At 63.1% G+C, this 25,877-nt stretch carries 16 protein-coding genes; 7 read left to right on the top strand and 9 right to left on the bottom strand.

Going from position 1 to position 25,877, the window contains the following annotated elements; all coding sequences use genetic code 11:
* Nucleotides 1–17 precede the first annotated feature (17 nt).
* Nucleotides 18–2,909, top strand: a complete 2,892-nt coding sequence (locus N0P34_RS15330; protein ID WP_275604091.1) for a bifunctional [glutamine synthetase] adenylyltransferase/[glutamine synthetase]-adenylyl-L-tyrosine phosphorylase — start codon at nt 18–20, stop codon at nt 2,907–2,909.
* Nucleotides 2,910–3,014: 105 nt separating this feature from the next.
* Here N0P34_RS15330 and N0P34_RS15325 read toward each other — a convergent pair whose 3' ends face one another.
* Entirely contained in the window at nt 3,015–4,658 is a 1,644-nt protein-coding gene (locus N0P34_RS15325) for a PAS domain-containing sensor histidine kinase (protein ID WP_275604090.1), read from the bottom strand.
* Nucleotides 4,659–4,945: 287 nt separating this feature from the next.
* Nucleotides 4,946–7,582 carry an aminopeptidase N gene (gene pepN, locus N0P34_RS15320; protein WP_275604089.1) on the bottom strand — a complete coding sequence of 879 codons (2,637 nt, stop codon included), beginning with the start codon at nt 7,580–7,582 and terminating at the stop codon, nt 4,946–4,948.
* 318 nt (nt 7,583–7,900) lie between these two features.
* Here pepN and N0P34_RS15315 point away from each other — a divergent pair, with 318 nt between their 5' ends.
* The gene (locus N0P34_RS15315) at nt 7,901–9,751 is read left to right on the top strand and encodes an ABC transporter ATP-binding protein (RefSeq protein WP_275604088.1); all 1,851 of its coding nucleotides are present in this window, start codon (nt 7,901–7,903) and stop codon (nt 9,749–9,751) included.
* Nucleotides 9,752–10,121: 370 nt separating this feature from the next.
* Nucleotides 10,122–11,975, top strand: coding sequence for an ABC transporter ATP-binding protein (locus N0P34_RS15310; protein WP_275604087.1), 1,854 nt, complete (start codon nt 10,122–10,124; stop codon nt 11,973–11,975).
* 181 nt (nt 11,976–12,156) lie between these two features.
* Here N0P34_RS15310 and N0P34_RS15305 read toward each other — a convergent pair whose 3' ends face one another.
* On the bottom strand, nt 12,157–14,136 hold the full coding sequence (locus N0P34_RS15305) for an EAL domain-containing protein (protein WP_275604086.1): 1,980 nt from the start codon (nt 14,134–14,136) through the stop codon (nt 12,157–12,159).
* Between the two features lie 222 nt (nt 14,137–14,358).
* On the opposite strand from N0P34_RS15305, the gene N0P34_RS15300 reads away from it, so the two are divergent.
* Complete coding sequence (locus N0P34_RS15300; protein WP_275604085.1) at nt 14,359–16,830, top strand: glycoside hydrolase family 2 protein; 2,472 nt, start codon at nt 14,359–14,361, stop codon at nt 16,828–16,830.
* Nucleotides 16,831–17,005: 175 nt separating this feature from the next.
* Nucleotides 17,006–17,926: a DMT family transporter gene (locus tag N0P34_RS15295; protein WP_275604084.1), complete on the top strand. Its 921-nt coding sequence runs from the start codon at nt 17,006–17,008 to the stop codon at nt 17,924–17,926.
* Nucleotides 17,927–17,936: 10 nt separating this feature from the next.
* On the opposite strand, the gene N0P34_RS15290 is transcribed toward N0P34_RS15295, so the two are convergent.
* The 3 genes from N0P34_RS15290 to N0P34_RS15280 form a co-directional block, all read right to left on the bottom strand.
* On the bottom strand, nt 17,937–19,229 hold the full coding sequence (locus tag N0P34_RS15290) for an NAD(P)/FAD-dependent oxidoreductase (RefSeq protein WP_275604083.1): 1,293 nt from the start codon (nt 19,227–19,229) through the stop codon (nt 17,937–17,939).
* Between the two features lie 56 nt (nt 19,230–19,285).
* Nucleotides 19,286–20,662: an FGGY-family carbohydrate kinase gene (locus N0P34_RS15285; protein WP_275604082.1), complete on the bottom strand. Its 1,377-nt coding sequence runs from the start codon at nt 20,660–20,662 to the stop codon at nt 19,286–19,288.
* A gap of 78 nt (nt 20,663–20,740) precedes the next feature.
* Nucleotides 20,741–21,190, bottom strand: coding sequence for a universal stress protein (locus N0P34_RS15280; RefSeq protein WP_275604081.1), 450 nt, complete (start codon nt 21,188–21,190; stop codon nt 20,741–20,743).
* Between the two features lie 149 nt (nt 21,191–21,339).
* On the opposite strand from N0P34_RS15280, the gene dusA reads away from it, so the two are divergent.
* Nucleotides 21,340–22,362, top strand: a complete 1,023-nt coding sequence (gene dusA / locus N0P34_RS15275; protein ID WP_275604080.1) for a tRNA dihydrouridine(20/20a) synthase DusA — start codon at nt 21,340–21,342, stop codon at nt 22,360–22,362.
* Between the two features lie 2 nt (nt 22,363–22,364).
* On the opposite strand, the gene N0P34_RS15270 is transcribed toward dusA, so the two are convergent.
* Both N0P34_RS15270 and N0P34_RS15265 read right to left on the bottom strand, forming a co-directional pair.
* Nucleotides 22,365–23,051, bottom strand: a complete 687-nt coding sequence (locus N0P34_RS15270) for a TIGR02281 family clan AA aspartic protease (protein WP_275604079.1) — start codon at nt 23,049–23,051, stop codon at nt 22,365–22,367.
* 59 nt (nt 23,052–23,110) lie between these two features.
* Nucleotides 23,111–23,968: an adenosylcobinamide-GDP ribazoletransferase gene (locus N0P34_RS15265; RefSeq protein WP_275604078.1), complete on the bottom strand. Its 858-nt coding sequence runs from the start codon at nt 23,966–23,968 to the stop codon at nt 23,111–23,113.
* Between the two features lie 58 nt (nt 23,969–24,026).
* Here N0P34_RS15265 and cobT point away from each other — a divergent pair, with 58 nt between their 5' ends.
* Nucleotides 24,027–25,049: a nicotinate-nucleotide--dimethylbenzimidazole phosphoribosyltransferase gene (gene cobT, locus N0P34_RS15260; protein WP_275604077.1), complete on the top strand. Its 1,023-nt coding sequence runs from the start codon at nt 24,027–24,029 to the stop codon at nt 25,047–25,049.
* Between the two features lie 95 nt (nt 25,050–25,144).
* Here cobT and N0P34_RS15255 read toward each other — a convergent pair whose 3' ends face one another.
* Nucleotides 25,145–25,804 carry a DUF6683 family protein gene (locus N0P34_RS15255; RefSeq protein WP_275604076.1) on the bottom strand — a complete coding sequence of 220 codons (660 nt, stop codon included), beginning with the start codon at nt 25,802–25,804 and terminating at the stop codon, nt 25,145–25,147.
* Nucleotides 25,805–25,877 lie beyond the last annotated feature (73 nt).

Here is a 25,877-nt window from a genome sequence, read left to right as displayed (position 1 = left end):
CGCGTTATGCCTCAGCAATGAGCATTTCCCTTTCCGCCCTGCCGCCCATTCCCCATCCTGCCTTTGATGCATTTGTGGCCGCGCTGGCCGATGCGGATCGCGCTGCCTTGATGGAGGCTGGACCGCTCCTGGGCCCGCTGCTGGACTCGGCGCCTTATCTGCTCGATCAGGCCAATGCCCATGCCTCCTGGCTGGTCGCTGCGCTTGCACAGGGCCCCGACGCGGCCTTCGAGGCAATCATTGGCGAATTGCGCGCCTCGGGCCAGGCCGCCGATGAGAGCGCGCTCTCGCAAATCCTCCGCATCGGCAAGGGGCGCACCGCGCTCCTCGCGGCCATTGCCGAAACCGGCGGCCTCTGGACCACCGCGCGCGCCACCGAGGCCCTGTCCGACCTCGCCGATGCCGCGCTTGAGGCGGCGCTCGATTTCCTCATGCGCGAAGCCTTCGACAAGGGGCGGCTCGTCCTCTCCCGCGACGAGGCCCGCGCCGCCAACTCCGGCCTCGCCATCTTCGCGCTCGGCAAGCACGGCGGACGCGAGCTCAACTATTCCTCCGATATCGACATCGTCGCCTTCTTCGATCCGCAAAAGCCCGTGCTCGCCGATCCGGCCGAGGCGACGAAAACCTATTCCCGCATGATCCAGAAGCTGGTCGCGCTCATGGAAGAGCCGCGCGCCTATGGCTATGTGTTCCGCACCGATCTGCGCCTGCGCCCCGATCCCGGCTCCACCCCGGTCGCCCTCTCCGTCGATGCCGCCATGGCCTATTACGAAGTGCGCGGCCAGAATTGGGAACGCGCCGCCTGGATCAAGGCGCGCCCCTGCGCTGGTGACAAACAGGTGGGCGAAGCTTTCATCCGCGAACTCGCGCCCTATGTCTGGCGCAAGCATCTCGACTTCGCCACAATCGCTGACATCCAGGCGATGAAGCGCCAGATCAATGTTTCGAAGAATGTCGGCGATATCCGCGTCGAGGGCCACAACGTCAAGCTCGGCCGCGGCGGCATCCGCGAGATCGAATTCTTCGCCCAAACCCAGCAGCTGATCGCTGGCGGCCGCGACAAATCCCTGCGCGTGCGCCCGACGGCCCATGCGCTGCGCGCCCTGGCCGAGGCCAACTGGATCAGCCCAACCACGGCTGCCGAGTTGACCGAGACCTATTGGTATCTCCGCGCCGTCGAAAACCGTCTGCAGATGCTGCGCGACGAGCAGACCCACATCATGCCCGCCACGCCAGACGGGGTTGCTGTCATCGGCCGGCTGATGGGCCAGGCCGATCGGGACAAATTCGAGGCCGAATATCGCGCCGCGCTCACCCGGGTTGCCCGCTACTATTCCGAACTCTTCACCGAGGGCGAGACGCTGGGGGCAGGGGGCGGCAATCTCGTCTTCACCGGCAGCGACGACGATCCGGGCACGCTCGAAACCCTCACCGCCATGGGCTTTGCCGATGCGCACAAGGCTATCGAGACCGTGCGCCGCTGGCACTATGGCAGCTATGCCGCCACGCGGGCGTCAGCGGCCCGCGCCCATCTCACCGAATTATTGCCTGCGCTGCTGACCACGCTCGGTCGTGCCGGCAATGCCGATGAAGCGCTGGCGCGGATGGACAATTTCCTCTCGCGCCTGCCCGGCGGCGTGCAGCTTTTTGCGCTTCTGCGCAACCACGAGCAATTGCGCACCCTGCTTGTGCAGTTCATGGCCTCGGCCCCCCGCATGGCCGAAGCCGTCATCCATCGCGCCCATGTGGTCGATGGCCTAATCGACCCAGCCTTCGCCAATGATGTCACCCATAGCGAGGTGCTCGTCGCCAAGGTCGATGCCTTCCTCGCCGATGCCCGTTCCTATGAGGAGCTGATCGATCGCGCCCGCATCATCGGGCAGGAGCAGAAATTCCTCGTCGCCGCCGGTCTGCTTTCCGGCACGGTCAGCGCGACGATGGCGGGAGAGCAGTTCACCGCGCTCGCCGAAACGCTCCTCAATCGCCTCTTCATCAGCGTGCAGGCCGAATTCGCCCGCCGCCATGGCCGCATCGAGGGCGCCACCGTCGCGCTCCTCGCCTTCGGCAAGATGGCCAGCCGCGAGATGACCTTCACCTCCGATCTCGATTTCTTCCTGCTCTACGACGCACCTGAAACCGAATCTGACGGCGAGCGCCCGCTCTCCACCTCGCACTATTTCGCCCGCCTCACCCAGCGCCTCGTGGCCGCCATTTCCGCGCCCACGGCCGAAGGCGTGCTCTACGAGGCCGACATGCGGCTCCGGCCCTCGGGCAATGCCGGCCCGCTGGCCACCAGCCTCTCCGGCTTCCGCGCCTATCACCGCGACAATGCCTGGACCTGGGAACATCTCGCCCTCAGCCGCGCCCGCATCATCGCTTCGACGGGCGAACTCGGTGCGCTGGTCGATGCCGAAATCGCCGAAGTCATGAATCGTCCGCGCGATGTACAAAAGACCATCGACGACGTGGTCTCCATGCGCGCCCTCATGGCCCGCGAGCGCAAGCCGCGCCATCCCTTCGATCTCAAGCTGGCGACCGGCGGCCTCGTTGATCTCGAATTCATCGCCCAGTCGGCCCAGATCATCGCCAGCCGCCAGATTGCGCTGCCACAGGCGCCCACCGTGCAAGTGCTTCGGCGTCTCGAGGCAGTCGGCCTCGTGCCCAACGGCAATCGCCTGGCCGACATCCACACGCTCTATGCGACGATCCTGCAGGTGATGAGCTCAGCCCTTGTCAGCCCTTTCAAGGACGAAGCCTGGTCTCCGGCCTTCAAGGATCTGCTGGCCCAGCTCTGCCACTACCCCGACTTTTCGCGGCTCGAGCTCGACATCCGCGACATGCTTGCCGAGGTGGAGACATCGGCGACCGCCTGGTACGCCAAGGCTGTCGCACACTTCTCAGGCCAATAGCGGCTACGCTGAAAGCATCGCTCGATCGTCGCGAGCCACAGACCTTCTCCTCCCCCTACCAGGGGGAGGCCGGGTGGGGGTCAACAAGCCCCGATAGACGGCGGTTCAAGCCGCGTCCTGGGCCGTGCTCGTTTCGATCGGCAGGGAGATGGCGACCGTCGTGCCCATCGAGATCGTGGAATCGATCGCCATGTGCCCCCCGCTCAGCTCGGCAATGGCGCGGGATATCGAAATCCCCAGCCCCGGGCCGGCGCCTTCTCGGGTAAAAGTGGCGTCGCCCAGTGCGAAGGGCTGGCTCAGCGTATGCAACCGCTCTTCGTCCATGCCGATGCCGGTATCGGAAACCTCGATGACGACGCCGTCCTCTGCCGCATAGGTGGCCAGCGTGATCCTGCCGCCACGCGGGGTAAAGCGCACCGCGTTCTCGACGATATTGCCCACCATGCGCACAAAGCCCAGCCGGTCTCCGCGCACCGTTGCGCCACAGGGCTGGCCATGGCTCAGCTTGATGCCGGCGCGCTCGAGCTGGCCCTTGAAGCGCCGCGCGACCGCTGCCACCACATCGTCCACCGGCACGAGATCGCTGCGCAGGACCTTCTGCCCGCCTTCCAGCTCGGCGAGATCGAGAATGGCCGCAAACGAGGCCAGCAAATGCTCGCCGGAGGTCTTGATCGACTGCACATACTCGCCATAGCGCTCGTCCCCGAGTGGCCCGTAGGTCTCGTGGCGCATCAGCTCGGCAAAGCCGATAATGTGGTTGAGCGGGGTGCGGATATCGTGGCTGAGATGGGCGAGGAAACTGGTCTTGGCGCGGCTTGCGGCCTCCGCCTTGATCTTTTCCTCGTGATAGCGCCGCGCCAGCAGGCGCTGTTCCTCGCGGATGCTGCACAGCAGATCGTCGGTGCGCTTGCGCTCGGTAATATCGGACACCAGCACCATGAACCCGCCATCGGGCATGGGTCGCTCGTCCACCAAGAGGCAGCTGCCATCCTCGCGATGCAATTCGAGCAGGCGCGCCTCGTCATCGACGCGCACCAGCTTCATATATCCGCCCACCACCATGCGGCAGAGCATCTGCTCATAGTCGATATCGAGGTCCAGCTCGCCGATCTGCTGGCGATAATGGTCATTGCACATGATCAGCCGGCCACTGGCGGTCCAGCAGGCGACCCCGTGCGGAATCGAGGCGGCCAGTAATTCATAGCCGAGCCGGCTTTCGTCCGAGGGCAGGCCATCGGTGCGGCGGCGGCGCGCGCTGAATGCGGTGACAAGGCCCGCCAGCGCAAAGGCGGCAGCGCCGCGCCCGGCAATTCCGGCGATCGCGGCGTTCTCTGCCCCGGCGCCCGGCGCGGCGAGCGACTGGGGCGGCATGGTGGCGCCTGACGCCGATAATGTCGCCTGCGCAAGAAGCCCTTCGGGCAATCCGGACGCGGCGTGCTTTTGCCTGACGGTTTCGAGCGCCGCGTTGAAATGGATGGGCGCGACATCGTCGAGCTCGGCCGAGATCAGCGCGCGAACCAGTTCGACGTCCCGGCGCGCCTGGCCGAGGCTGGTCTGCGCGTCATAGGCGACGAAGAGTGTGGCGGAGATGAATGCCGTCGCCGCCACGGCCAGCGTGGTTGGGTTGATGCGGTTGCGCAGGCCCTTGGCTCTGCTGCCGGAGGTTCGCCCCTGGAGACGGGCAATAATGTTTCCTTCGCCAGTACGCGCGGCACGCGCACTGGCGTCGGATACCTCCGACGACAACATGAAATTCTCCGCAGTTTGAAGGGTTTAACCCCGAGCTGATTTGCTCTGTCCAACTAATGAATCATCCGGACCATGCTTGTCCAGAGCGTCCGGAGGCCCCGATTCCGCCTTCGGCAAAAACACGAGTCTCTTGAATCACTTAGCGGTGAAGAAAAATCCTTCTCTTAATGGGTCGTTAAGGAACGTGCCGTGAACGCTTCTGTGGACAAGTGATTTGCCCTCCCAGCAATCCCGGGGCTCACCGGCGCAAACCGCATCCGGAGAACCCCTCTAATAAGGCTAAGCCCTTAGCCTGCAAGGATTCGTTGCAGGATGTCCTGTGTATTGCGGCTGAGACCGTCTTGGCTGCGAAGTGATTCGAGGGCGGCCCTTGCGGCGACGCGACGGCGCTCTTCCAGCATCGGCAAAACCCGGAACCCGGTCAGGATGCGCGCGGCAACCTGCGGATTGACCTTGTCGATTTCCGTCACCGCCTCGCAGATGAAGCGGAACCCGCTGCCATCTTCCTTGAGGAACTGGGCCGGGTTGTTCATCACGAAGCTCCCCAGCAGCGAGCGCAGGCGGTTGGGATTGGTGCGCGGGAAATCCGGCGCGGCCAATATGGTCCGCATCCGTTCGATGACCCCGTCATCGCCGGCCTGGGCCGACGCCACCAGCCATTTGTCGAACACCAGCGCGTCGCCCGAATAGCGCGCACGGAAATCGCCGAGCAGGGCCGGCGCGTCGCGGGTCCAGTTGCGCGCCGAGATGGCGAGGGCTGCGGAGCGCTCGGTCATGTTGCCGGCATTCGCATAAAGCCGCTCCGCCAGCGCCGCGCCTCTGCCGCTCCCGGCCACCAGCAGCGACAGCAGGGCCGTCCGCAGCGCGCGCCGACCCGCCTGTCCGGCGCCGGGGCTATAGGCGTCCGTGATCGCCAGGGACGCGAACAGCGCCTCGAGCTTGCTGTCCATCGGGCCCACTAGCGCGGTGATGAACTCTTTGCGCACGCGGGCGATCGAATCGGGGTCGATATCCCGGCCGATATGGCGGCCGATGACCGTCTCGTCCGGAATGCCGATGGCCTGGGCCTTGAACGCGTCGTCCAGATGGGCGTCGTCCAGCGTGTCGAGCAGCGCCTGGCGCAGCGCCTCGATATTGTCCGCATGCCACGGCCGCCCCTGCGCCGCGTCGGCGAGGAGATGGGTGGACACGCTCTGCAGCGCATCCCATCGGTTGAACGGATCGGCATCGTGGCGGGCGAGGAACAGCAAATTGTCCTCTCCCAGTCCGGAATTGAGCCGGACCGGCGCCGAAAAGCCTCGGAACAGCGACGGCACCGGCTTGTTGGCAATGCCCTCGAAACTGATCGTCACGCTCTCCTTGTCGAGGATGATGAGATCGTCGTGCACGGTGCCGCCGCTGACCGCGCTCCAGCTCATCTCGCTGCCATTGGGGCCGAGCAGGCCGAACCGCACGGGAATGACGAACGGAGCCTTTTCCGGCTGGTTGGGCGTGGGATTGGTCTTCTGCGTCAGGGTCAGCCGATAGGTCTGGCTTGCCGCATCATAGTCCTCGCTGACGGTTACCTCGGGCGTGCCGGCCTCGGTATACCAGCGCGAGAACTGGCCGAGGTCGACACCATTGGCCTCCTCGAACACTTTGAGGAAGGCCTCGATGGTCGTCGCGTCACCATCATGGTGCTCGAAATAAAGGTCCATTCCCTTGCGGAAACCGTCTTCGCCGAGGATCGTCGCCAGCATGCGCACCACTTCGGCGCCCTTCTGGTAGACGGTCGTCGTATAAAAATTGTTGATCTCGCGATAGCGGTCCGGACGCGGCGGATGGGCGAGGGGGCCGCCATCTTCGGGGAACTGGCTGACCCGGAGGTTCTCCACGTCATGGATGCGCTGCACCGGGCGGCTGCGCTCGTCCGAGGAGAATTCCTGGTCGCGATAGACCGTCAGCCCTTCCTTGAGGCAGAGCTGGAACCAGTCGCGGCAGGTGATGCGATTGCCCGTCCAATTGTGGAAATATTCGTGGGCGATCACCCGCTCGATGCTGGCGTAATTGGCGTCGCTCGCTGTTTCGGGCGAGGCAAACACCAGCTTGTCGTTGAAGATGTTGAGGCCCTTGTTTTCCATCGCGCCGAAATTGAAATCGGAGACGGCGACGATATTGAAAACGTCGAGGTCGTATTCGCGCCCGAAGCGCTTTTCGTCCCAGGCCATGGAGCGCTTGAGGCTGTCCATGGCGTAGAGGCACTCATTTTCCTTGCCATGGCTGCAATAGATGCCGAGCTCGACCTCGCGCCCGCTCATCGTGGTGAAACTGTCCTTGATCACGCCGAGATCGCCGGCAACCAGCGCGAAGAGATAAGCTGGCTTGGGGAAGGGGTCCTCCCAGACGACATAATGCATGCCGTCCCCGGCCGCGCCTTGCTCGATGAGATTGCCATTGGAGAGCAGCACCGGAGCGACACTCTGCGGGGCGGTGATCCGCACCTTGAACGGCGCCAGGATATCGGGCCGGTCGAGGTAATAGGTGATGCGCCGGAACCCCTCGGGCTCGCACTGGGTGCACCAGGTGCCGCTGGAGCGATAGAGCCCCATCAGCTTGGAGTTGGTTTCGGGCTTGAGCAGCACTTCGGTATCGAGCACGAAGCGCCGGTATGGCGGCTCCACCACGGTCAGTCCGGTTTCGTCGGCGGCATAGGCCGCCAGCACCAGCGGCGCGCCATCGATGGCAATCGAATGCAGACTGATTCCATCCCCGTCGAGCACCAGCGGCGTACCGGGGGCGGTCTCCTCGCGCGGCTCGATGGTCAGTTGCGCCCGGACACGGGTCATTTCCTCGGTAATCCTGAAGTCCAGATCCACCGAGACAATGCGGTAGGGCGTGGGCTCGTAGTCGCGAAGGAAGATTGTCTGCTCGGTGTCCGTGCGCATGAAGCGGTCCAATTACAACGTTATTTCTGGCAATCGACTGTGGCCGTCCGGTAACAGCCGTTCCCCGTCATTTGTGTATGCTACCGGGCTCCTGGCTCATAGCCTCTTCTTCGCCAGCAATTGGGACAGCATTGCGGAGAACAGGCGCCGGGCCAAGCTGGACGATGCTCCTCTGCGCCGGTGCGGGCGTATTGAGTGTCATTTTTTTGATTTCCGGTTCGTCATGTTCCTGGATGCGAGCTGCTGACCGCATGTGTCACGACGCTCGCATAAGCATCGGCCATGGTGAAGAACTTACGGAATTGAGCGGTACACGAAATGCTGAGCTGGTTTGAAAAGCGGCTGAACGCCTACCCCCTGTCAGAGCCGAGCGAACCCCCCAAGGGTCTGTTGGCCTTCTGCCTTCACTATAGCCACGGCGCCAAGAAATGGCTGGCGGCGATGACCGTGCTGGGCGCGGCAATCGCCCTGCTCGAAATCCTGCTCTTCGGCTTCATGGGCTCCATCGTCGACTGGCTGAGCAATGCCAATCCCGAGACCTTCCTCGCCAATGAAGGCTGGAAGCTGGCCGGCATGGCCGCGGTGCTGCTCATCGTCATCCCGTCGCTGCAGCTGATCGATTCCATGATCATCCACCAGACCCTGCTCGGCAATCTGCCCCAGCGCATCCGCTGGATGGCGCACCGCTACCTCATTCGCCAGTCGATGAGCTATTTCCAGGACGAGTTCGCCGGCCGCATCGGCGCCAAGCTGATGCAGACCGCGCTGGCCGTGCGCGAAGTGGTGATGAAGCTTCTCGACGTCACTGTCTATGTGGTCGTCTATTTTGCCGGCGCCGTGGTGCTCGCCGCCATGAGCGATCTCTGGCTGGCCGTGCCCTTCATCGTCTGGCTGGTCTGCTATATCGCGCTCCTGCGCTATTTCATCCCGCGCCTTGGCAAGATTTCCGAGGCCCAGGCCGATGCCCGTTCGATGATGACCGGCCGCATCGTCGACAGCTACACCAATATCGCCACGGTAAAGCTCTTCTCCCATTCGCGCCGCGAAGAGGGCTATGCCCGCGAGGCCATGGATGGCTTCCTGGGTACCGTCTATAAGCAGATGCGCATGGTCACCGGGCTCCAGGTCATCATCACCCTGATGAACTGCACGCTGCTGTTCGCGGTCTTTGCCGTGGGCATCTGGCAATGGCTCAATGGCAATATGACCCCCGGCGCCATCGCCGTGGCCGCCGCCCTCGTCCTGCGCTTCCAGGGCATGAGCCAGTGGGTCATGTGGGAAATGTCGGCGCTGTTTGAAAATATCGGCGTCGTGCGTGATGGCATTTCCTCCATCTCGCTGCCCCGCGTCGTCGCCGACAAGCCCGAAGCCAAGCCGATCGGCACCGTCACTGGCGACATCAAGTTCGACAAGGTGTCGTTCCACTACGGCAAGTCGTCCGGCGTCATCGAAGGGCTCGACCTCCATATCCGACCCGGCGAGAAGATCGGCCTTGTCGGTCGCTCCGGCGCGGGCAAGTCGACCATCGTCAATCTGCTCCTGCGCTTCTACGACCGCCAGGGCGGGCGCATCCTCGTCGATGGCAATGACATCGCCGAGATCCAGCAGGATAGCCTGCGCGCCAATATCGGCGTCGTGACGCAGGACACCTCGCTGCTCCACCGGTCGGTGCGCGAAAACATCGTCTACGGACGCCCCGACGCGACCGAGGAAGAAATGATCGAGGCCGCCAAGCTCGCCGAGGCGCATGACTTCATCCTCGGGCTCTCCGATCTCAAGGGGCGCAAGGGCTACGATGCTCATGTCGGCGAACGCGGCGTAAAACTCTCCGGCGGCCAGCGCCAGCGCATCGCCATCGCCCGCGTCCTCCTGAAGAACGCGCCGATCCTCGTGCTCGACGAAGCTACCTCCGCGCTCGACAGTGAGGTCGAAGCCGCCATCCAGGGCCAGCTGCAATTGCTGATGAACGGCAAGACCGTGATCGCCATTGCCCACCGCCTCTCCACCATCGCCATGATGGACCGACTGGTGGTGCTCGATAAGGGCAAGATCGTCGAACAGGGCAGCCACGCCCAGCTCGTCGACAGCGGCGGCATCTACAGCCAGCTCTGGCATCGCCAGTCCGGCGGCTTCATAGACGCCGACCAGCCCGAAGAGGCGGCGCAGTAACTTTCTTCCCCTCTCCCCTTGAGGGACTTCGAGGCGACCCGGAGGGTGCAATCGCTCCAGTGGAGCGATTGCAGGCGAGAAGGCCTGAAGGGCTTTGCCCGAAAGGCAGGAACACAGAGGGGTGCTGCGCCATCCCATGCTTCAAATCCGAGGGGAAGCGCAGTCCCCTCGATCCGACCCGAATTCGGCAACGCGTTCGGTGTCCCAAACAACGCAAAGGAGAACCCAGATGGGTGACATCATTCAGATTGAACTGGCGAGAAATCCCAATCCCGCTGCGGGCGCCACGATCCGATCCAAACCCATTGACCGTCACCGAACCTGATCCGGACCCGTTCCATCAGGCGCGGCTCAAAAATATGAGCACCAAATGTTCAACCGCGTCGTCGACTTTTTCGACAATCTCTATTCGCCCATCGCCCTGGCCAAGAACCGCCAGCCGCCCATGGGCCTCAATGCCTTCGTTGGCTATTTCGTCCGCCAGTTCAAGACCGCCTTCGCGCTCCGCATAGGCCTTGTCGCCATCGGCTCCGTCGCCGATGCGCTGATGCCCGTCTTCGTTGGCCTCATCGTCGGCATGCTGGCCACCACCAATCCCGGCGAAATCTTCGATGTCCACGGGCAGACCCTGCTCTGGATGATCTTCGTCGTCGCCGTGGTCCGTCCGCTGACCTTCCTCCTCGACACGCTGATCCGCAACCACGCCATCGTGCCGAACCTCGTCGATATCATTCGCTGGCAGAGCCATTGGCACGTCATCCGCCAGAGCTGGACCTTCTTCCAGAACGACTTTGCCGGCCGCATCGCCAACAAGGTCATCCAGGCCGGCGAGGCGGTGGAAATCGGGGTCAATCTCACCATCGACGCCGCCTGGTACGCGCTGATCTTCGTCATCGTGGCGATTGTCGTGCTGGCCCAGCTCGATCCGGTCTTGCTGGTGCCCATCGGCGTCTGGCTGCTGCTCTATGCGATCCTCTTCGCCATGACCATGCCGCTGATCGCCCGCTATTCCGAGGACCTCTCGGAGGCAAAATCGGTGATGACCGGGCGCATCGTCGACAGCTACACCAATATCCACACCATCAAGACCTTCGCCACCGGCGGCCACGAAGATCAATATGTGTCCGACAGCGTTAGGGATCACGCCATCAGCTTCCGCAAGCTGATGCGGGTGTTCACCTATATGTGGTCGGTGCTGTTCCTCCTCAATGCGGGCCTCGTCGTTTCCGTCACCTGGCTGGCGCTCACCGGCTGGAACGATGGCGTGCTCACTGCGGCCGCAGTGGCCACCGCCGTGCCCTTCGCGCTCCAGATCATGAACATGAGCGGCTGGATCCTCGAGATCGGGTCGAACATCTTCCGCCAGATCGGCACGACGCGGGATTCGATGGAGACCATCGCCCAGCCCCTCACCATGCTCGATACGCCCGAGGCCCAGCCCCTGGCCGTGCGCGAAGGCGGGCTCGTCTATGACAAGGTCAGCTTCAATTACTGGCGCGGCAAGGAGGGCAGCGTCATCGACGATTTCAGCCTTGCCATCCGTCCGGGCGAAAAGATCGGCCTTGTCGGCCGCTCCGGCTCGGGCAAGTCGACGCTGGTCAATCTGGCGCTGCGCATGTTCGACGTTCAGGAGGGGGCGATCCGCATTGATGGGCACGACATCCGCAATGTCACCCAGGAAAGCCTGCGCGGTGCCATCGGCCTTGTCAGCCAGGACACGTCCTTGCTCCATCGGTCCGTCCGTGAAAACCTCAAATATGGCAATCACTTCGCCAGCGACGATGCGATGATCGAGGCGGCCGAACAGGCCAGGATCCACGATGTCATCACCACCCTCTCCGATCCCCAGGGCCGGAAAGGCTATGATGCCCATGTGGGCGAGCGCGGCGTCAAACTCTCGGGCGGCCAGCGCCAGCGCGTCGCCATAGCCCGCGTGCTGCTCAAGAACGCGCCGATCCTCGTGCTCGACGAAGCCACCTCCGCCCTCGACAGCGAGGTGGAAGCGGCCATCCAGGAGCAATTGACGAGCCTGATGCAGGGCAAGACGGTGATCGCCATCGCCCATCGCCTCTCCACCATCGCCGCCATGGATCGTCTGGTTGTGCTGGAAAAGGGCCGCATCGTCGAGGAGGGCACCCACGCCCAATTGCTCTCCACCGGCGGGCATTATGCCATGCTCTGGGAACGCCAGTCCGGCGGTTTCCTTGACTTGGAGGCGTCCTGAAAGGTCAAACGCGCGCCAGTGGCGCGTTTGAAGCCGACAAGGCCATGAGAGCTATGCTCGAATGGCGGGGCGTCCTGAAAGGTCAAACGCACCAGTGGCCGTCCTGAAAGGTCAAACGCGCCAGTGGCGCGGGCGCCGGCCCAATAAACAAAGGGCGGGGCCAATCGGTCCCGCCTTTTGCTTATCCAACGGCTTCGAGGCTTGCTCGGCCCCCGTTGAGCCGCTGCCGCTCGTGCCCGAGATGGTCGCAGACCTGGCTCACCGCCATGGGGCGGCCGAAAAAATAGCCTTGCATCACCGTGCCGCCGAGATCGACCAGCGCTTCCAGCTGGTCCTCGGTCTCGATCCCCTCGAAGACGCAGGACATGCCCAGGTTTCGGCAGAGATCGACCATGGTCTTGACGATGGCGCGGCTCGTGACGTCGCTGGTCACCTCCGCCACGAAGCTGCGGTCGATCTTGATCCGGTGCAGCGGCAGGCGTTGCACATGGGTAAGGCTCGAATGGCCCGTGCCGAAATCGTCGAGCGAAATCCGCGCGCCCAGGGCCAGCAGCGTCAGCAGCGCCTCATTGGCCTGCGCCAGATCGCGCACCACGGCGGTTTCGGTGATTTCGAAGTCGATCCGGCACGGCTTGGGCGCGGCCGCGATCTGTGCGGCGATGGCCTGGATCGCGGTGGTCGAGCCGATGTCATTGGCCGAAAGATTGACCGAGATCCGGATATGCGGGGGCAGGGTGCGGCACACGGCGAGCGCCTTGCGCACCACGGTCTGGGTGATCTTGCTGATGCAGCCCGTGCGCTCGGCCATGGGAATGAACTCGGCCGGCGAGATTTCCCCGAGCAGGGGGCTGCGCCAGCGCGCCAGCACTTCGAAACCGGTGGTCATGCCCAGCGTCATGTCGAATTGCGGCTGCAGCAGAATATAGATTTCCTCATCGAAATTGGCTGTGTGGAGCAGGTGCTCCATGCGGCGGACCTTGGTGATTTCGATTGCATGGCGCTCGGAGAAAACCACTGCGCTGCCGCGCGCCTGCTGCTTGGCGCAGGATGTCGCGTAGTCGGCCCGGTCAAACTGGGTATCGGCGGAATCGCCCGGTCGCGACACGGCAAGGCCCGTCGATGCGGTGAGGCGTACGGTGCCCGCGGTGAGCTCAAAAGGCAGCTTTATAGCCTGGCAAAAAATCTCCCCGCATCGCTCGAGCGTCCGGGCGTCGGCCGGCGCTGGAATTATCATCGCAAAGCCGCTGCCCTCGAGCCGGGCGAGGAACATCCCGGTGTTGTTGAGCGCCTCCAGCCGGCGCGCCGCCTCGATGATGACCCTGTCGCCACACATCTGGCCGAAAATCGCATTCACCGATTTGAGGCCGTCCAGATCGATCCGCGCCACGCCGACGGTCTGGCCGGTCAGGGCGGACTGTTCCAGCGCCTTGTTGAGGTGGCGTTGGAAATTGCGCCGGTTCGGCAGGCCGGTGAGCGTGTCCATATTGGCAAGGCGGTGGTTCTCTTCGAGCAGGCGCTGCGTTTCCACCTGCCGGCGCGCCATTTCGCTGCGCGACGCCACCAATGCGCTGAAATCCCGGTAATTGATGAAGAGGATGACGGTGAGAGCCGAAACCACCAATGCCAGATTGATCGAGATCGCCACGAAGGCGGGCTGGCCCGCCATGCCGAAAAAGGCGATGAATGGCCCCAGCACGCAGAGGCCCATCCACAGCGCTGCCTTGCGCACATGCATCAGGCAGAACATCGCGCCGATCGTGGTGATGCTCATATAGAAGGCTATCTGAGATTTCTGATAGGCGTCGCCAAAGGGAAACAGGCTCAGCGCCCACGCCGTGTACCCCAGGGCCAGGCCCGGCCCGAGCCAGACCAGTGTGCGCAAATCTACTCTGACCTGCTCTATGTCCACCGGCCTGTCGCGCTTGCGCCACCACATCACCATGCGCAGCACGGAAAGCAGCAGCAATGCGCCGGGAATGTAGATCGTCAATTCCAAAGGTGCAGCGTCGAGGAATGTGCTGGCCAGGATCAGCGTATTGCACACCAGCATGCCGTACATGAGCGGCACCTGTCGGCTCAGCGCGCGCCATTGCGCCGATACCAGTTCGTGAGAGTCCGGCGGTCCGGCAGATTTGCTTAGAAAGTCGCGCACTAGAGACATTGACCTGCCCTTCTTGGTGGCAAGCCTAGAGGTGAAAATACTAACATATGTGTAAGTTTGTCGCACATTAGCTGGCGCAAATGCGACGTTGCAAAAGCCTGCGGAGAGCGGAAAAGCCCAGTTTGAAGCCTTGCCGCTTCAGGCTACAAGCAAGGATGAAATCGATTGCGCCGCGCCTTTGGGCGCGGCTGGCGGATGAGAGCCGCCCGAGGAGGAAAACAGATGACATCGATCCGCAATGACGTCCTGGATCTGGGCGGCACCTTCAGCCTGAGCGCGCCGGGGCGCGACATTGCCATCGAGATTGCCCTCCCGGGCGACGTCCATTCGGCTCTGCTTGGCGCCGGGCTGATCCCCGATCCCTATTTCGGCGAGAACGAAAAACAGGTCATGTGGGTCAATGAAACCGCCTGGACGATGGAGCGGCGTTTTACTGCCGAGCCTGATGATATCGACGGCTATCTGACCCTCACCCTGTCCGAGGTCGATTGCATCGCCACCATTCTGCTCAACGGCGAAGTGATCGCGACAACCGACAACAGTTTTGTCCGCCACGACATCGACGTCACCGGAAAAGTCAGGGCCGGCGAAAACACCCTGCGCCTCGAATTCGACATCGCCCCCGATGTCGCCAAGGCTCGGGCCGATGCCCATCCCTTCCCGATCCCCTTCACCTATAATTACCAGACCAATGGGCTGAAGGGCATCCATATGAACTTCATCCGCAAGGCGGCCTGCCATGCAGGTTGGGATTGGGGCATCTGCCTCATGCCCATCGGCGTCTACGGCACGATGAGCCTCCGCCGCTCGAGCCTCGCTCGCCAGGAAAGCGTCCAAATCGACCAGATCCATTCCGATGGCGCGGTCGATCTCGTCATCAAGACCCGCATCCACGCCTTTGCCGCCGGCGAGGTCAAGCTCGAGCACACGATAGACGGCCAGTTGATCGCGGAAACCATCCCCGTGGAAAAGGGCGGGAACGTCCTCACTCACACCATCACCATCCGCGATCCCGATCTATGGTGGCCGGCCGGGCAGGGCGCCCAGCCGCTCTATGAACTGGTCACCGATCTCGATGGCGAGATCACCACCCGCAAGATCGGGCTCAGGAAACTTGAGTGGATCGTCGAAAAAGACGAGATCGACCACTCCTTCAAATGCCGCATCAATGGCCGCGACATCACCATGATGGGCGCCAACTGGATTCCGGCCGACGCCATCCCGAGCCGCATCACCCCGACCGTCATTTGCGACCTCCTCGAGAGCGCCAAGGCGGCCAACATGAACATGCTGCGCATCTGGGGCGGTGGCCAATACGAGCCGGACTATTTCTACGATCTCTGCGACGAACTCGGCATCCTCATCTGGCACGATTTCATGTTCTCCTGCATGAGCTATCCGTCCAACCGGGAATTCCTCGAAAGCGTAGAGGTCGAGATCACCCAGCAGGTGCGCCGCCTCAGCCATCACGCCTCGATCGCCCTCTGGTGCGGCGACAACGAAGTGATCGGCTCGCTCAACTGGTATCCGGAAACCAGATCGCAGAAGGAACGCTACGTCGCCAATTACGACCGGCTCAATTCCCTTCTCCATCGCATCGTCGAGGACGAAGACCCCGCCCGCCGCTTCTGGCCGTCCTCGCCCTCGCTGGGCTACATGGACTTCTCCGATGGCTGGCATTCCGACACGCGCGGCGACCTCCATTATTGGGACGTCTGGCACTCGGCCAAGAGCTTTGACGCCTACCGCACCGTCAATCCGCGCTTTGCCTCCGAGTTCGGCTTCCAGTCCTTTACCTCGATGAATGTCATCGAGACCTTCGCCGAGGAGAAGGACCGCAACCCGTCCTCGCCGGTCATGGAAAACCACCAGCGCAACAATGGCGGCAATGCCCGCATCATCGAGACCATGACGCGCTATTTCCGTTTCCCGCGCGACTTCGACCAGATGGTCTATCTCAGCCAGATCCAGCAGGGCCTCGCCATCAAGACCGCCATCGAATATTGGCGCTCCACCAAGCCGCGCTGCATGGGCACGCTCTATTGGCAGATAAACGACATCTGGCCGGTGGCCTCCTGGTCGAGCCTCGACTATGGCGGCCAGTGGAAGCTGATGCACTACATGGCCCGTCGCTTCTACAGTCTCGTCAACGTGGTGGCCGTCCCGGATGCCGACAACACTGGAGTCACACTCAAGGCCGTCAATGATAGCAGTCTGCTAACCAATTCCCACATTGTGCTAATAGCTGTATCGATGTCGGGAGCGATGCGGACGCTGTGGTCCGGCGAGGCGCAAATCACGCCCGATGCCGCTCTCCCGGTCACCACACTCTCGCTTTCCGATCTGGCCGACGATGAGTTTCTCTCCTTCTCGTGGACAGACGACGCCGGTAACCTCTTGGGTCAGAACGACTATTTCCCTAAGCCCTACAAGGCCTACGAACTGCCCCAGCCCAATATCTCGGCCAGATGGGCCGAAAAAGACGGCGCAGCGGTGGTCACTCTCGAATCGGACCGCCCGTCGCTCTTTACGACCATCACTGTCGACGCCCCAGGCTATTTTTCCGACAATGCTGTCACGCTTCTCCCCGGCCGTCCGGTCGAGCTCACCTTCATCCCACGGCACGGAAAAACACTCTCGGCAGCCGATCTAGCGGCCTCTTCCCGCGTCCGCAATCTCTCCGAAACCTTCTGATATAACGAGAGAAAATACGTTCAGCCGCGCGCAAATGCACCGCACCCATTGACTCGGGGTGCGGTCTGAAGAAGGCTGGGCCAGGCCGAAATTGTCGCGGCCGAACTGGATCTATTATGCTTGCCCACATCCCCGGCGGTGATTTCGACCGTCCCTCCGCTGGTGGTCGCTGACCATGGCCCATCTCGTCGCGCCGATCGAAAACAAGGTAAACCTGGCCATCGGCCTAGTCCTGGTCTCCCAACTCGTCCTGCTGGTCCTCGACATCTCGGCCAAATGGCTTTCGGTGGAAGGCCTGCCCACGACCGAGATCGTCTTCGTCCGCTACGGTATGCATTTCTTCCTGCTGCTGCTCCTGTTCCTTCCGGTGAGCGGTAAAAAACTATTTCAAACCAATAATTTAAAGCTCGAACTGCTGCGCGGGGGCTGTCTCCTCGTCACCACCGGGCTCAACTTTCTGGCCATGCGCTACCTGCCTTTGACGGTCACCAGCGCCATCCAGTTTACCTCTCCATTGATCATCTGCGCCCTGTCCGGCCCCTTGCTCGGGGAAACGGTCGGCTGGCGGCGCTGGGTCGCCATCGGGGTGGGGTTCATCGGCACGCTGATAATCGTCCGTCCTGGCTCCGAAGCGTTCCAGCCGGCCGCACTGATCAGTCTGGGTTGCGCCCTTTTTCTGGCGTTTTTCGCCATCCTCACCCGCAGGCTGGCCGGCGTCGACGGCGCTTTGACCCAGCAATTCTACGCCGGTGGCGTGCCCGTTATCCTCTTGATGCCATTTGCTTTTGGCGACTGGGCCTGGCCGAGCCAACCCATTTCCTGGGTGGCCTTTTTCATCATGGGCGCCGCGGGACTATTGGGCCATTTCCTCAATTCCACGGCACATCGCTTTGCTGGCGCGTCGGCCCTGGCGCCCTTCAGTTATCTGAGCCTGATCTATCTTTCGATCGCCAGCTGGCTGGTTTTCGATCAACCGCCGGACCAGCTGTTCATTCTCGGTGCCGGGATCATCATCGCCAGCGGCCTTTATATCTGGCTGCGCGAAAGGTCGCTGCATAAAGCCGAGAGCGTCGTCGATCCAGTGCTGGAGCGTTGAATAACCAGCACTATTTCCCCTCCGTCACCTCCTTGATCGGGGCCCGGGCAGGGGCCTGGCCATGGGTGATCAGCCGGTTGCGGTGCTGGCCGGTGAGGTAAATCCAGAGCCAGTTGAGGGTCACGAAGACGCGGTTCTTGAGGTCGACCAGGAAATAGATATGGGCGATGCCCCATACCCACCAGGCCAGCGCTCCCCTAAGCTTTATGCGGCCGAAGTCGATAACCGCCGAGCGCTTGCCGATCGTCGCCAGATCGCCGGCGTGATTATAAGCGAAAGCCCGATTGCCTTCCCCGCCCGCCAGCCGTTCGAGGATCATGTTGGCTGCATGGAGCCCCGCCTGCTTGGCGGCGGGCGCCACGCCCGGCACCGGCTTGCCGTCGTCTTTCTTGATGCTGGCCGTGTCCCCGACGACGAAGATTTCGCTGTGGCCATGAAGGGTTAGGTCCGGCTCGACGATGACGCGCCCCGACCGGTCCATCTCCGCGCCAAGCCATTTCCCCGCCGGCGACGCCGCCACTCCGGCCGCCCAGATGATGGTCTTGGTGTCGAGGCGCTTGTCGCCATAACTCACCCCATCCTCGTCAATCGCCTTGACCATCTGACCAAGCTCGATCTCGACCCCCAGTTTGCGCAGAGCGTCCAGCGTATAGGCCGAGAGTTCGGGCGCGAAGTTGAGCAGCACCCGGTCTCCACCCTCGATCAGGAGGACGCGGATATCGTCCGGCGTAATCGTCCTGAACTGCCCTTTCAGGCTTGCTCGCCCCAATTCGTTGACCGCTCCGGCCATTTCCACGCCGGTCGGCCCCGCCCCGATGATCGCAAATGTGAGCAATGCCCGGCGCTTGGCCGGATCCTCCTCCCTTTCGGCCGCCTCATAAGCCAGCAACAGCTTGCGGCGTATGGAGGTCGCGTCCTCCAGCGTCTTGAGGCCCGGCGCGAATTCCGCCCATTCATCATTGCCGAAATAGGCGTGCTGCGCGCCGGTCGCGAGGATCAGATAGTCATAGGGCTGGCGCGTGCCGTCCTCGAGCAATACGGCCCTGCCGGCGATATCCACGCCCGTCACAGTGGCCAGCAACACCCGCGCATTGGCCTGCTTGCGCAGAATATGGCGAATGGGCCAGGCAATTTCCGAAGGGCTGAGGGTGGCGGTGGCAACTTGATAGAGCAAGGGCTGGAACAGATGATGATTGCGCCGGTCGATCACCACGACATCCGCATCAGCCCGCTCCAGCCTCTGGGCCGCTGCCATCCCGCCAAACCCAGCCCCGACGATCACGATGCGTTTGCGGGCGGTCATGGCGGGCCTCCATATTTTTCAAAGCAGACTGAGATTTACGTCGAAACGCGTCAACCTCAGTTCTGGCTTCGTGCGCGGTCACGCCATTTGGCGGCATAGTCATCGAAGCCGGCATATTCGAGCGGCGGGATTGATTCCCCCAGCGCAGCTTCGCTGCCGCCTCCGAACAACAGGCTGGCGCCCATGCTGGTTCCGGTGCTGTCACCCGACGCGTGGATGGGCACGCCACTCAATCGTCCCAATGCGGCGCAGAACAGGCGGTTGCGGGCGAGGGGGCCCTCGACGATGATCATCCGTCCCAACCCGCAGAGCCCCAGGCATTCCCGGGTCATCAGCGCCAGATAGAGCGATGCGGCGGCCGTGCGCGCGCCGTCCGACAATCCATCGGGATCGACACTCCATCCGCCCCTGGTCACGCCAAATGGGCCGACGCCTGGAACGAAACTTGGCAGCGCCCGCACATCTGCCGCGATGACCGCAGCGATGTCGTCGAGGCTCGGCTCGACGATCCGTGGCACCAGGAGGTCAAATTCCCGCCCTCCCATGAACCGCGCGGTGGGCACGGGGCGGCCATGGGCATCGACATTGGAGAGGCTATCCCGGGCTTCATCGAGACCTGCCGTATCCCCGCCGACCGTCATGCAGATCGTCCAGGTGCCGGCCGAGACCACTGAAAACGGCGTATCCTTGCGCGCGAGGTGCGGCACCAGCGATGCGTTGGAATCGTGGATGCCGCAGGTCACCGGAATGTCGGCGCCAAGACCGGTACGCGCCGCGACATCGGGAAGGACGGTGCCCAGTACGGACGCCGCCGGCCTGATTTTGGGGAAGAGCGGACGCCAGCCGCTGCGCGCGACAAGGCTGGAGAAGTCGTTCTTTTCGGGCGACCAGAGATCTGTATGGCAGCCCAGCGACGTCACTTCACTCGCAGCGATGCCGGTAAGCCGCCACGCCCAGTATTGGGGATAGGCGAGGATCCGCGTAACCGCTGCAAACTCGGCGGGAAACGTCGCCTGCTGCCAGAAAATCTGCGCCCCGAGATTAAGCCCGTTGGGCAGGGGCGGAGACAGTGTTTCGGCAAAGCCTGGTCTCACCTGCGCATAGGCTGGGCGCGATGCCTCTGGCCCGGCATGCTCATAGTCCAGCACCGGCAGGACCAGGCCTGTCTCGTTGACGAGCGCGGCGGTGGCCCCATGCGTGGTTATGGAAATCCCGTCGATCCTATGCGCACCCTGGAGCGCGGCGAGACTGTTGAGGATGAAGTCCCACAACCCCTCGACATCGGCATGCGGGTACAATCCGTCCCGCACCACCTCGTTTGGTCGGCTGAGCGCCTCGATCTGCGCGCCGCGCTCGGCGTCGATCAGCACCACCTTGGCATTGGTCTTGCCGATATCGATGACGGCGATGTGGCGGGGCAGGGCATTGCTCATGGCGCATTTCCTCTGGGCTCATCGCGCAATAGCCGAAAATGAGCCCACCCGCCACATCTGACATGTTAGTGCCGAAGGCTATTTGACGATCAGCACCGGCGTGTCGGAATGAGCCAGCACCTCCGCGGCCTGGCTGCCGAGCAGCAGGCGGCCGAGACCGCGGCGCCCATGCGAGCCCATGACGATCAGATCGGCATTGATGTTCTTTGCGGTCGTGACGATGCCCTCGGCTGCGTGATGGCCGGGCAGATAGACTGGATTGACCGCAACGCCCTCATCCTGGGCGATGCGACCGGCATCGGTCAGGATACCCTTGGCCGACTCTTCCTTTGCCTTGTCGAGATCGGCGAGAATGCTGGCCGTGTCGACCATCATGATCTCGGCACCCGGTGCCACGATCACGGATGGGTCAGTTACGGTCAGCACGGAAAGCCGGGCGTTAAAAGATTTGGCCAGGGCAAGAGCGTGGCGCAGCGCCTTGGTGCTGAGCTCCGAGCCGTCGACGGCGCAGACGATATGAGTATACATTTACAATGACCTCTCGCTCGGGTTGATGCCGGTACTGATACATATAAGTGAGGGGGGTGGCTTTGATCCAGATCACACCCGCCATTGCCCCCACCGGCGGGAAACGCTATGGCACTCACCAAATGAAAACTCTTGGAAGTGACGTACCCATGACGCTAGAGGCGCCAGGCTCCGTTGTCTCATTGACCACGGCTCGCCGGTTCTCCGTTGCACCGATGATGGAATGGACGGATCTGGCATGCCGTCACCTCCATCGCGTCCTGACGCGCCATAGCTTGCTGTTCACTGAAATGGTGACAAGCGCCGCCATTGTTCATGGCGATGCCGAGCGTCACCTTCGTTTCGAGCCCTTCGAGCAGCCCGTCGCCGTGCAGCTTGGCGGCTCCGACCCCAGCGAATTGGCCGCGGCAACCCGTCTTGCCGACGCTTTTGGCTACGACGAGATCAACCTCAATGTCGGTTGTCCGTCTGATCGCGTGCAATCGGGCCGTTTCGGTGCCTGCCTCATGGCCGTGCCCGATCTCGTAGCCGAATGCGTGCGCGCCATGCGCGATGCAACCGACCGGCCTGTCACCGTAAAGTGCCGCATCGGCATCGACGACCAGGACATTGAGGAAAGCCTCGACCGCTTTGCCGACAAGATGGCCGAGGCCGGCGTTGCGGCGCTTTATGTCCACGCGCGAAAGGCCTGGCTCCAGGGCCTCAGCCCCAAGGAAAACCGCACCATTCCGCCGCTCGACTATCCGCGCGTTTACCGCCTGCGCCAGCGCATGGCGCCACTGCCGATGATGATCAATGGCGGCATCGAGACGATCGACCAGGCGCTCGAGCATCTTGAGCATATGGACGGCGTCATGCTGGGCCGCGCCGCCTATCACAATCCGATGATCCTTGCCGAAGTGGACAGCCGCATTTTCGGCGCCACGACGCCCGCGCCCGATCTTGCGCGGGTCATGTCCGAAATGACGGACTATGCCGAAACCCATCTTGCCAAGGGCGGTCGGCTCAACCAGGTGGCGCGCCACATGCTGGGTCTGGCCAATGGCCGTCCGGGTGCCCGCCTGTTCCGGCAGATTCTCAGCGTCGACGCCTGCCGGCCCAATGCGGGTCCCGAAGTGTTCGAGCGCGCCCTTGCCGCCGTCGAGACGCAGGAAATTGCGGTCGCAGTTTGAGGTTAGTCCTGCAATTCGAGCGAATTCTGCGTCACGCTGTAGCGTGACAGGGTCTCGAGGAATGTCATCCCGAGCAGGCTGGTTTCAAGTGCCCCGCTTTCGGTGACGAAGGCCGTCAAATTCTGCCTCACGATGCCACCGACTTCGATCGTGGCAAGCCGCGTCCGCGCGGCCATTCCGGTGCCGTTGGCGGTTGAAACCGGCACCGCGAAGCGCAGATTGCTGACATCGATTCCCGCTGCGATCGCGTCGGCCTGGGTGAGTACGACGGCGCTGGCGCCGGTATCGAAGATCATCGGGGTTTCGTGCCCGTTGATCGTGGCATTGATTTCAAAGTGCCCGCCCAGGCCGCGCCGGAATGTTGCGGATTCGCGCTCGCCATCGACAATGGCGACGCCCGGTCGCAATTCGCCGCTCACCCGGCTGACAACCCCCAGCAGATCGTCGCGATAGGCATAGCCTACGCCGACCACGGCGAAGATGCCGACCCACAGAAACAGCGCTCCGATCAGTTCTCCCGCCTGCCGCCGCCGCGAAAACAGACCGCCCGCGAACACGATGAGAATAATCAGGAGCGGGATCAGCTGGGCAGTCTGCGTCTGCGTCAGCCCCACCAGCGTGCCGGCATCGGCGCTGATCAGAAGCGCGATGCCGACAGCGATCAGCAATGCCAGGCCAATAAAGATCATCAAATCAATCCCTCGGGGCTGTGTCCCCGGTTCCGATTAAGGGGCAGGCTGCGGCGATTTCAAGGTGCAACGCTGAAGATCACCAATGCGGTGAGCGCCGCAACCTCCCCCAGCGCGCCCGCAGCGCCGATCAGGTCGCCCGTCTGTCCGCCCACGAGGCGCCGGCAAAGAGCGACCCAGCCCAATACCGTCAGGGCGATCGCCACGGCCGCCGACCCCACTCCGACAAGACTTGTCGCCGGGCCACCCACGATGACCATGATCAGGAGGGCAAAGCCGGCGCCGATGAAGAACCGCGACTTCGGCAACGGCCCGGCTGCCGCCGCAGCACCGTCGGGTCGGGCCGGGGGCAGGGCAGCGGCCACCCAAAGCCCGCCCGAGCGCCCGCCGATATTGGCGGCAAGCCATAGCCCCGCGGCAGCAAGCGGATTCACCGCGGCCACGCTGCCGAGCGCCGTGATGCGCAACGCGAGAAACAGACACAGTGCCGCGACGCCATAGGTCCCGTGGCGGCTGTCCTTGAGGATTTCCAGCCGACGCGCCGGCGTCCACCCCCCGAACAGCCCGTCAGCCGCATCGGCGATGGCATCCTCCATCATGCCGCCGCCGACGAGGACCATGGCCGCGCAGGCCAGCGTCGCCGCGAAATAGGGTGGTAGCCCCAGCCAGATGCCGGCCACGAGCAGAAACATGGGGATAATGCCCATCAGCACAGCGGCAAATGGCAGCGCCATGGCGATCCGCCCCAATTCCGGCCTTGCGTGCGTTCCGTCCCCTGTCGGCAAGCGCGAAAAAAACCGCAGCGCCATCAGGAGGTCGTCCAGAAGGCCCATGCCGCCGTGGTTCGGACCGGCAATTTTGTCAGTGTCCGCCTGCGGGCGAATGCCATTGTCCTCGGCCTTAGGCGTCAATTGCAATTCGCTCCGTTCTGGGCAACAAGTCCGCACCTCCCTACCACATCACGCTGGACCTGCCATGCCCGCCCTCAATCCTGCTTTTGCCGATATCGTCGAACTGCTCGTCGCCGTTCCCGAGGGGGATGAGACTGCGGTTGCGGCGGTGAGAGCGCGCGATGGGCAATTGACCAAGCCGGCCGGCTCGCTTGGGCGCCTCGAGGAACTCGTCGAGTTTACCGCCCGCTGGCAGCATCGCTCGCTCCCGCGCCTCGACAATCCGATGGTCACGATCTTTGCCGGCAATCATGGCGTCACCGACCAGGGCGTTTCCCCTTACCCGCGCGAAGTCACTGCCCAGATGGTGGCCAATTTCACCAATGGCGGCGCGGCCATTTCCCAGATCTGCGCCCTGCACGAGATCAATCTGCGCGTCTTCGAGCTGGCGCTGGAATTGCCCACCGGCGACATTACCAGGGAGCCGGCACTCGACGACCAGATGTGCGCCGCCACCATTGCCTATGGCATGGAAGCGGTGGCCGGTAAGCCGGACCTCGTCGGCCTGGGCGAAATGGGTATCGGCAACACCACCATCGCCGCTGCGATCTATGCTGCACTTTATGGCGGCACCGGCGCTGATTGGGTCGGCCGGGGAACGGGCGTCGATGATGCGGGCCTGGCGCGCAAGGCCGATGCCGTGGACCGGGCGCTTGCGCTCCACAAGGATGAACTCACCCATCCTCTCGCCATTCTGGCGCGCCTTGGCGGTCGCGAAATCGCCGCCATGCTGGGTGCACTCATCGCGGCGCGGCATCAGAAAGCGCCTGTGGTCGTCGATGGCTTTGTCGCGACCGCCGCTGCGGCCATCGCCCATGCGGTCAATCCTGCCGCCATCGACCATTGCCTGTTTGCCCATGTCTCGGCAGAATCCGGTCACGCCCGCGTTCTGGAGCATCTGGGCAAGCGCCCTTTGCTCGATTTGGGAATGCGCCTTGGCGAAGGCAGCGGCGCGGCAATGGGCATGGTCATGATCAAGACCGCAGTGCATCTGCACACCAATATGGCCACCTTTGCCGACGCATCGATCAGCGGTCCCGGCAACTAGAACGTTCGCTCGAAACGCGACGGCACCAGTGATTTGATCGCGTCAACGACGCGGTGCAATGCTCTGGTGCGCCCAGATGGCGGCGGCGCGGTCCCTTATCGGCCGCTCGGCCGCCTTTTCGGCTCGAACCCGTTGGGTCCCGGCACCAGCGCCAGCAGGTCGACACCCATCTGCTGCTGGAAGCGCGCTGCCGAGGCCTCGGCCAGAGCCTGCAGGGTGGCGATGTCCTTGCGCGCCACTGCATTGTTCAACGCAGCGTGCTCCAGCAAAAAATTTAGCATATAGCCCTCGGCCATCTGCTGACGCGCCTGGTCGCCCAATTGCTGGAAGTTCGTGTCCTGTGACAGGGCAAGCCGCAATTGCCGCTGCACTGGCCCATTGTCCACCTTCTGGCCATAGGCGCCATTGGCCGTCACCCAGTTAAGTACCCAATAGGCGGCGAGGGCGTCGGCTACATTGCCGGTGCTCAACCCGTCCGGCTGCACCAGTTCCTGCCAGATCTCGGTATGGCTGCGCTCGGCAAAGCTCGCCGCCAGGTGATCGCGCACCTCGGTCCCCGCCGACCAGCGGATCTGGTCGAGGAAACTGCGGCGCAAACGCACGGAAACTCCTTCCGAGAATCGATAGGCACTGTTTTCCGGGCCAGGCACGGCGGGCATGGCCAATGCCGCGCTGATAGGCTCCTGTGCGTGCACAGTCCAAGCCAGCGGCAGGGTCAGCAGGGCAATCACGAACGGCAAGAATTTGGTCGGCATACGCACATGGTCCTCCGGCGGCGCCACTCGATCTGCCCAAGCCGGCGAAATTTGGACCGGCTCCTCCCCCAGG

The sequence above is a fragment of the Devosia sp. FJ2-5-3 genome, assembly GCF_029201545.1.
Taxonomy (GTDB): Bacteria; Pseudomonadota; Alphaproteobacteria; order Rhizobiales; family Devosiaceae; genus Devosia.
Note: the sequence above shows the minus strand (reverse complement) of the source record. Positions and strands in the feature narration are given on the sequence as shown.

Coding starts and splice junctions, on each gene's coding strand:
- N0P34_RS15305 (WP_275604086.1), bottom strand. CDS start 14,136: ATGTCTCTAGTGCGCGACTTTCTAAGCAAATCTGCCGGACCGCCGGAC.
- N0P34_RS15285 (WP_275604082.1), bottom strand. CDS start 20,662: ATGAGCAATGCCCTGCCCCGCCACATCGCCGTCATCGATATCGGCAAG.
- N0P34_RS15255 (WP_275604076.1), bottom strand. CDS start 25,804: ATGCCGACCAAATTCTTGCCGTTCGTGATTGCCCTGCTGACCCTGCCG.
- N0P34_RS15330 (WP_275604091.1), top strand. CDS start 18: ATGAGCATTTCCCTTTCCGCCCTGCCGCCCATTCCCCATCCTGCCTTT.
- cobT (WP_275604077.1), top strand. CDS start 24,027: ATGCCCGCCCTCAATCCTGCTTTTGCCGATATCGTCGAACTGCTCGTC.
- N0P34_RS15270 (WP_275604079.1), bottom strand. CDS start 23,051: ATGATCTTTATTGGCCTGGCATTGCTGATCGCTGTCGGCATCGCGCTT.
- pepN (WP_275604089.1), bottom strand. CDS start 7,582: ATGCGCACGGACACCGAGCAGACAATCTTCCTTCGCGACTACGAGCCC.
- N0P34_RS15300 (WP_275604085.1), top strand. CDS start 14,359: ATGACATCGATCCGCAATGACGTCCTGGATCTGGGCGGCACCTTCAGC.
- N0P34_RS15310 (WP_275604087.1), top strand. CDS start 10,122: ATGTTCAACCGCGTCGTCGACTTTTTCGACAATCTCTATTCGCCCATC.
- dusA (WP_275604080.1), top strand. CDS start 21,340: ATGACGCTAGAGGCGCCAGGCTCCGTTGTCTCATTGACCACGGCTCGC.
- N0P34_RS15325 (WP_275604090.1), bottom strand. CDS start 4,658: ATGTTGTCGTCGGAGGTATCCGACGCCAGTGCGCGTGCCGCGCGTACT.
- N0P34_RS15315 (WP_275604088.1), top strand. CDS start 7,901: ATGCTGAGCTGGTTTGAAAAGCGGCTGAACGCCTACCCCCTGTCAGAG.
- N0P34_RS15290 (WP_275604083.1), bottom strand. CDS start 19,229: ATGACCGCCCGCAAACGCATCGTGATCGTCGGGGCTGGGTTTGGCGGG.
- N0P34_RS15295 (WP_275604084.1), top strand. CDS start 17,006: ATGGCCCATCTCGTCGCGCCGATCGAAAACAAGGTAAACCTGGCCATC.
- N0P34_RS15280 (WP_275604081.1), bottom strand. CDS start 21,190: ATGTATACTCATATCGTCTGCGCCGTCGACGGCTCGGAGCTCAGCACC.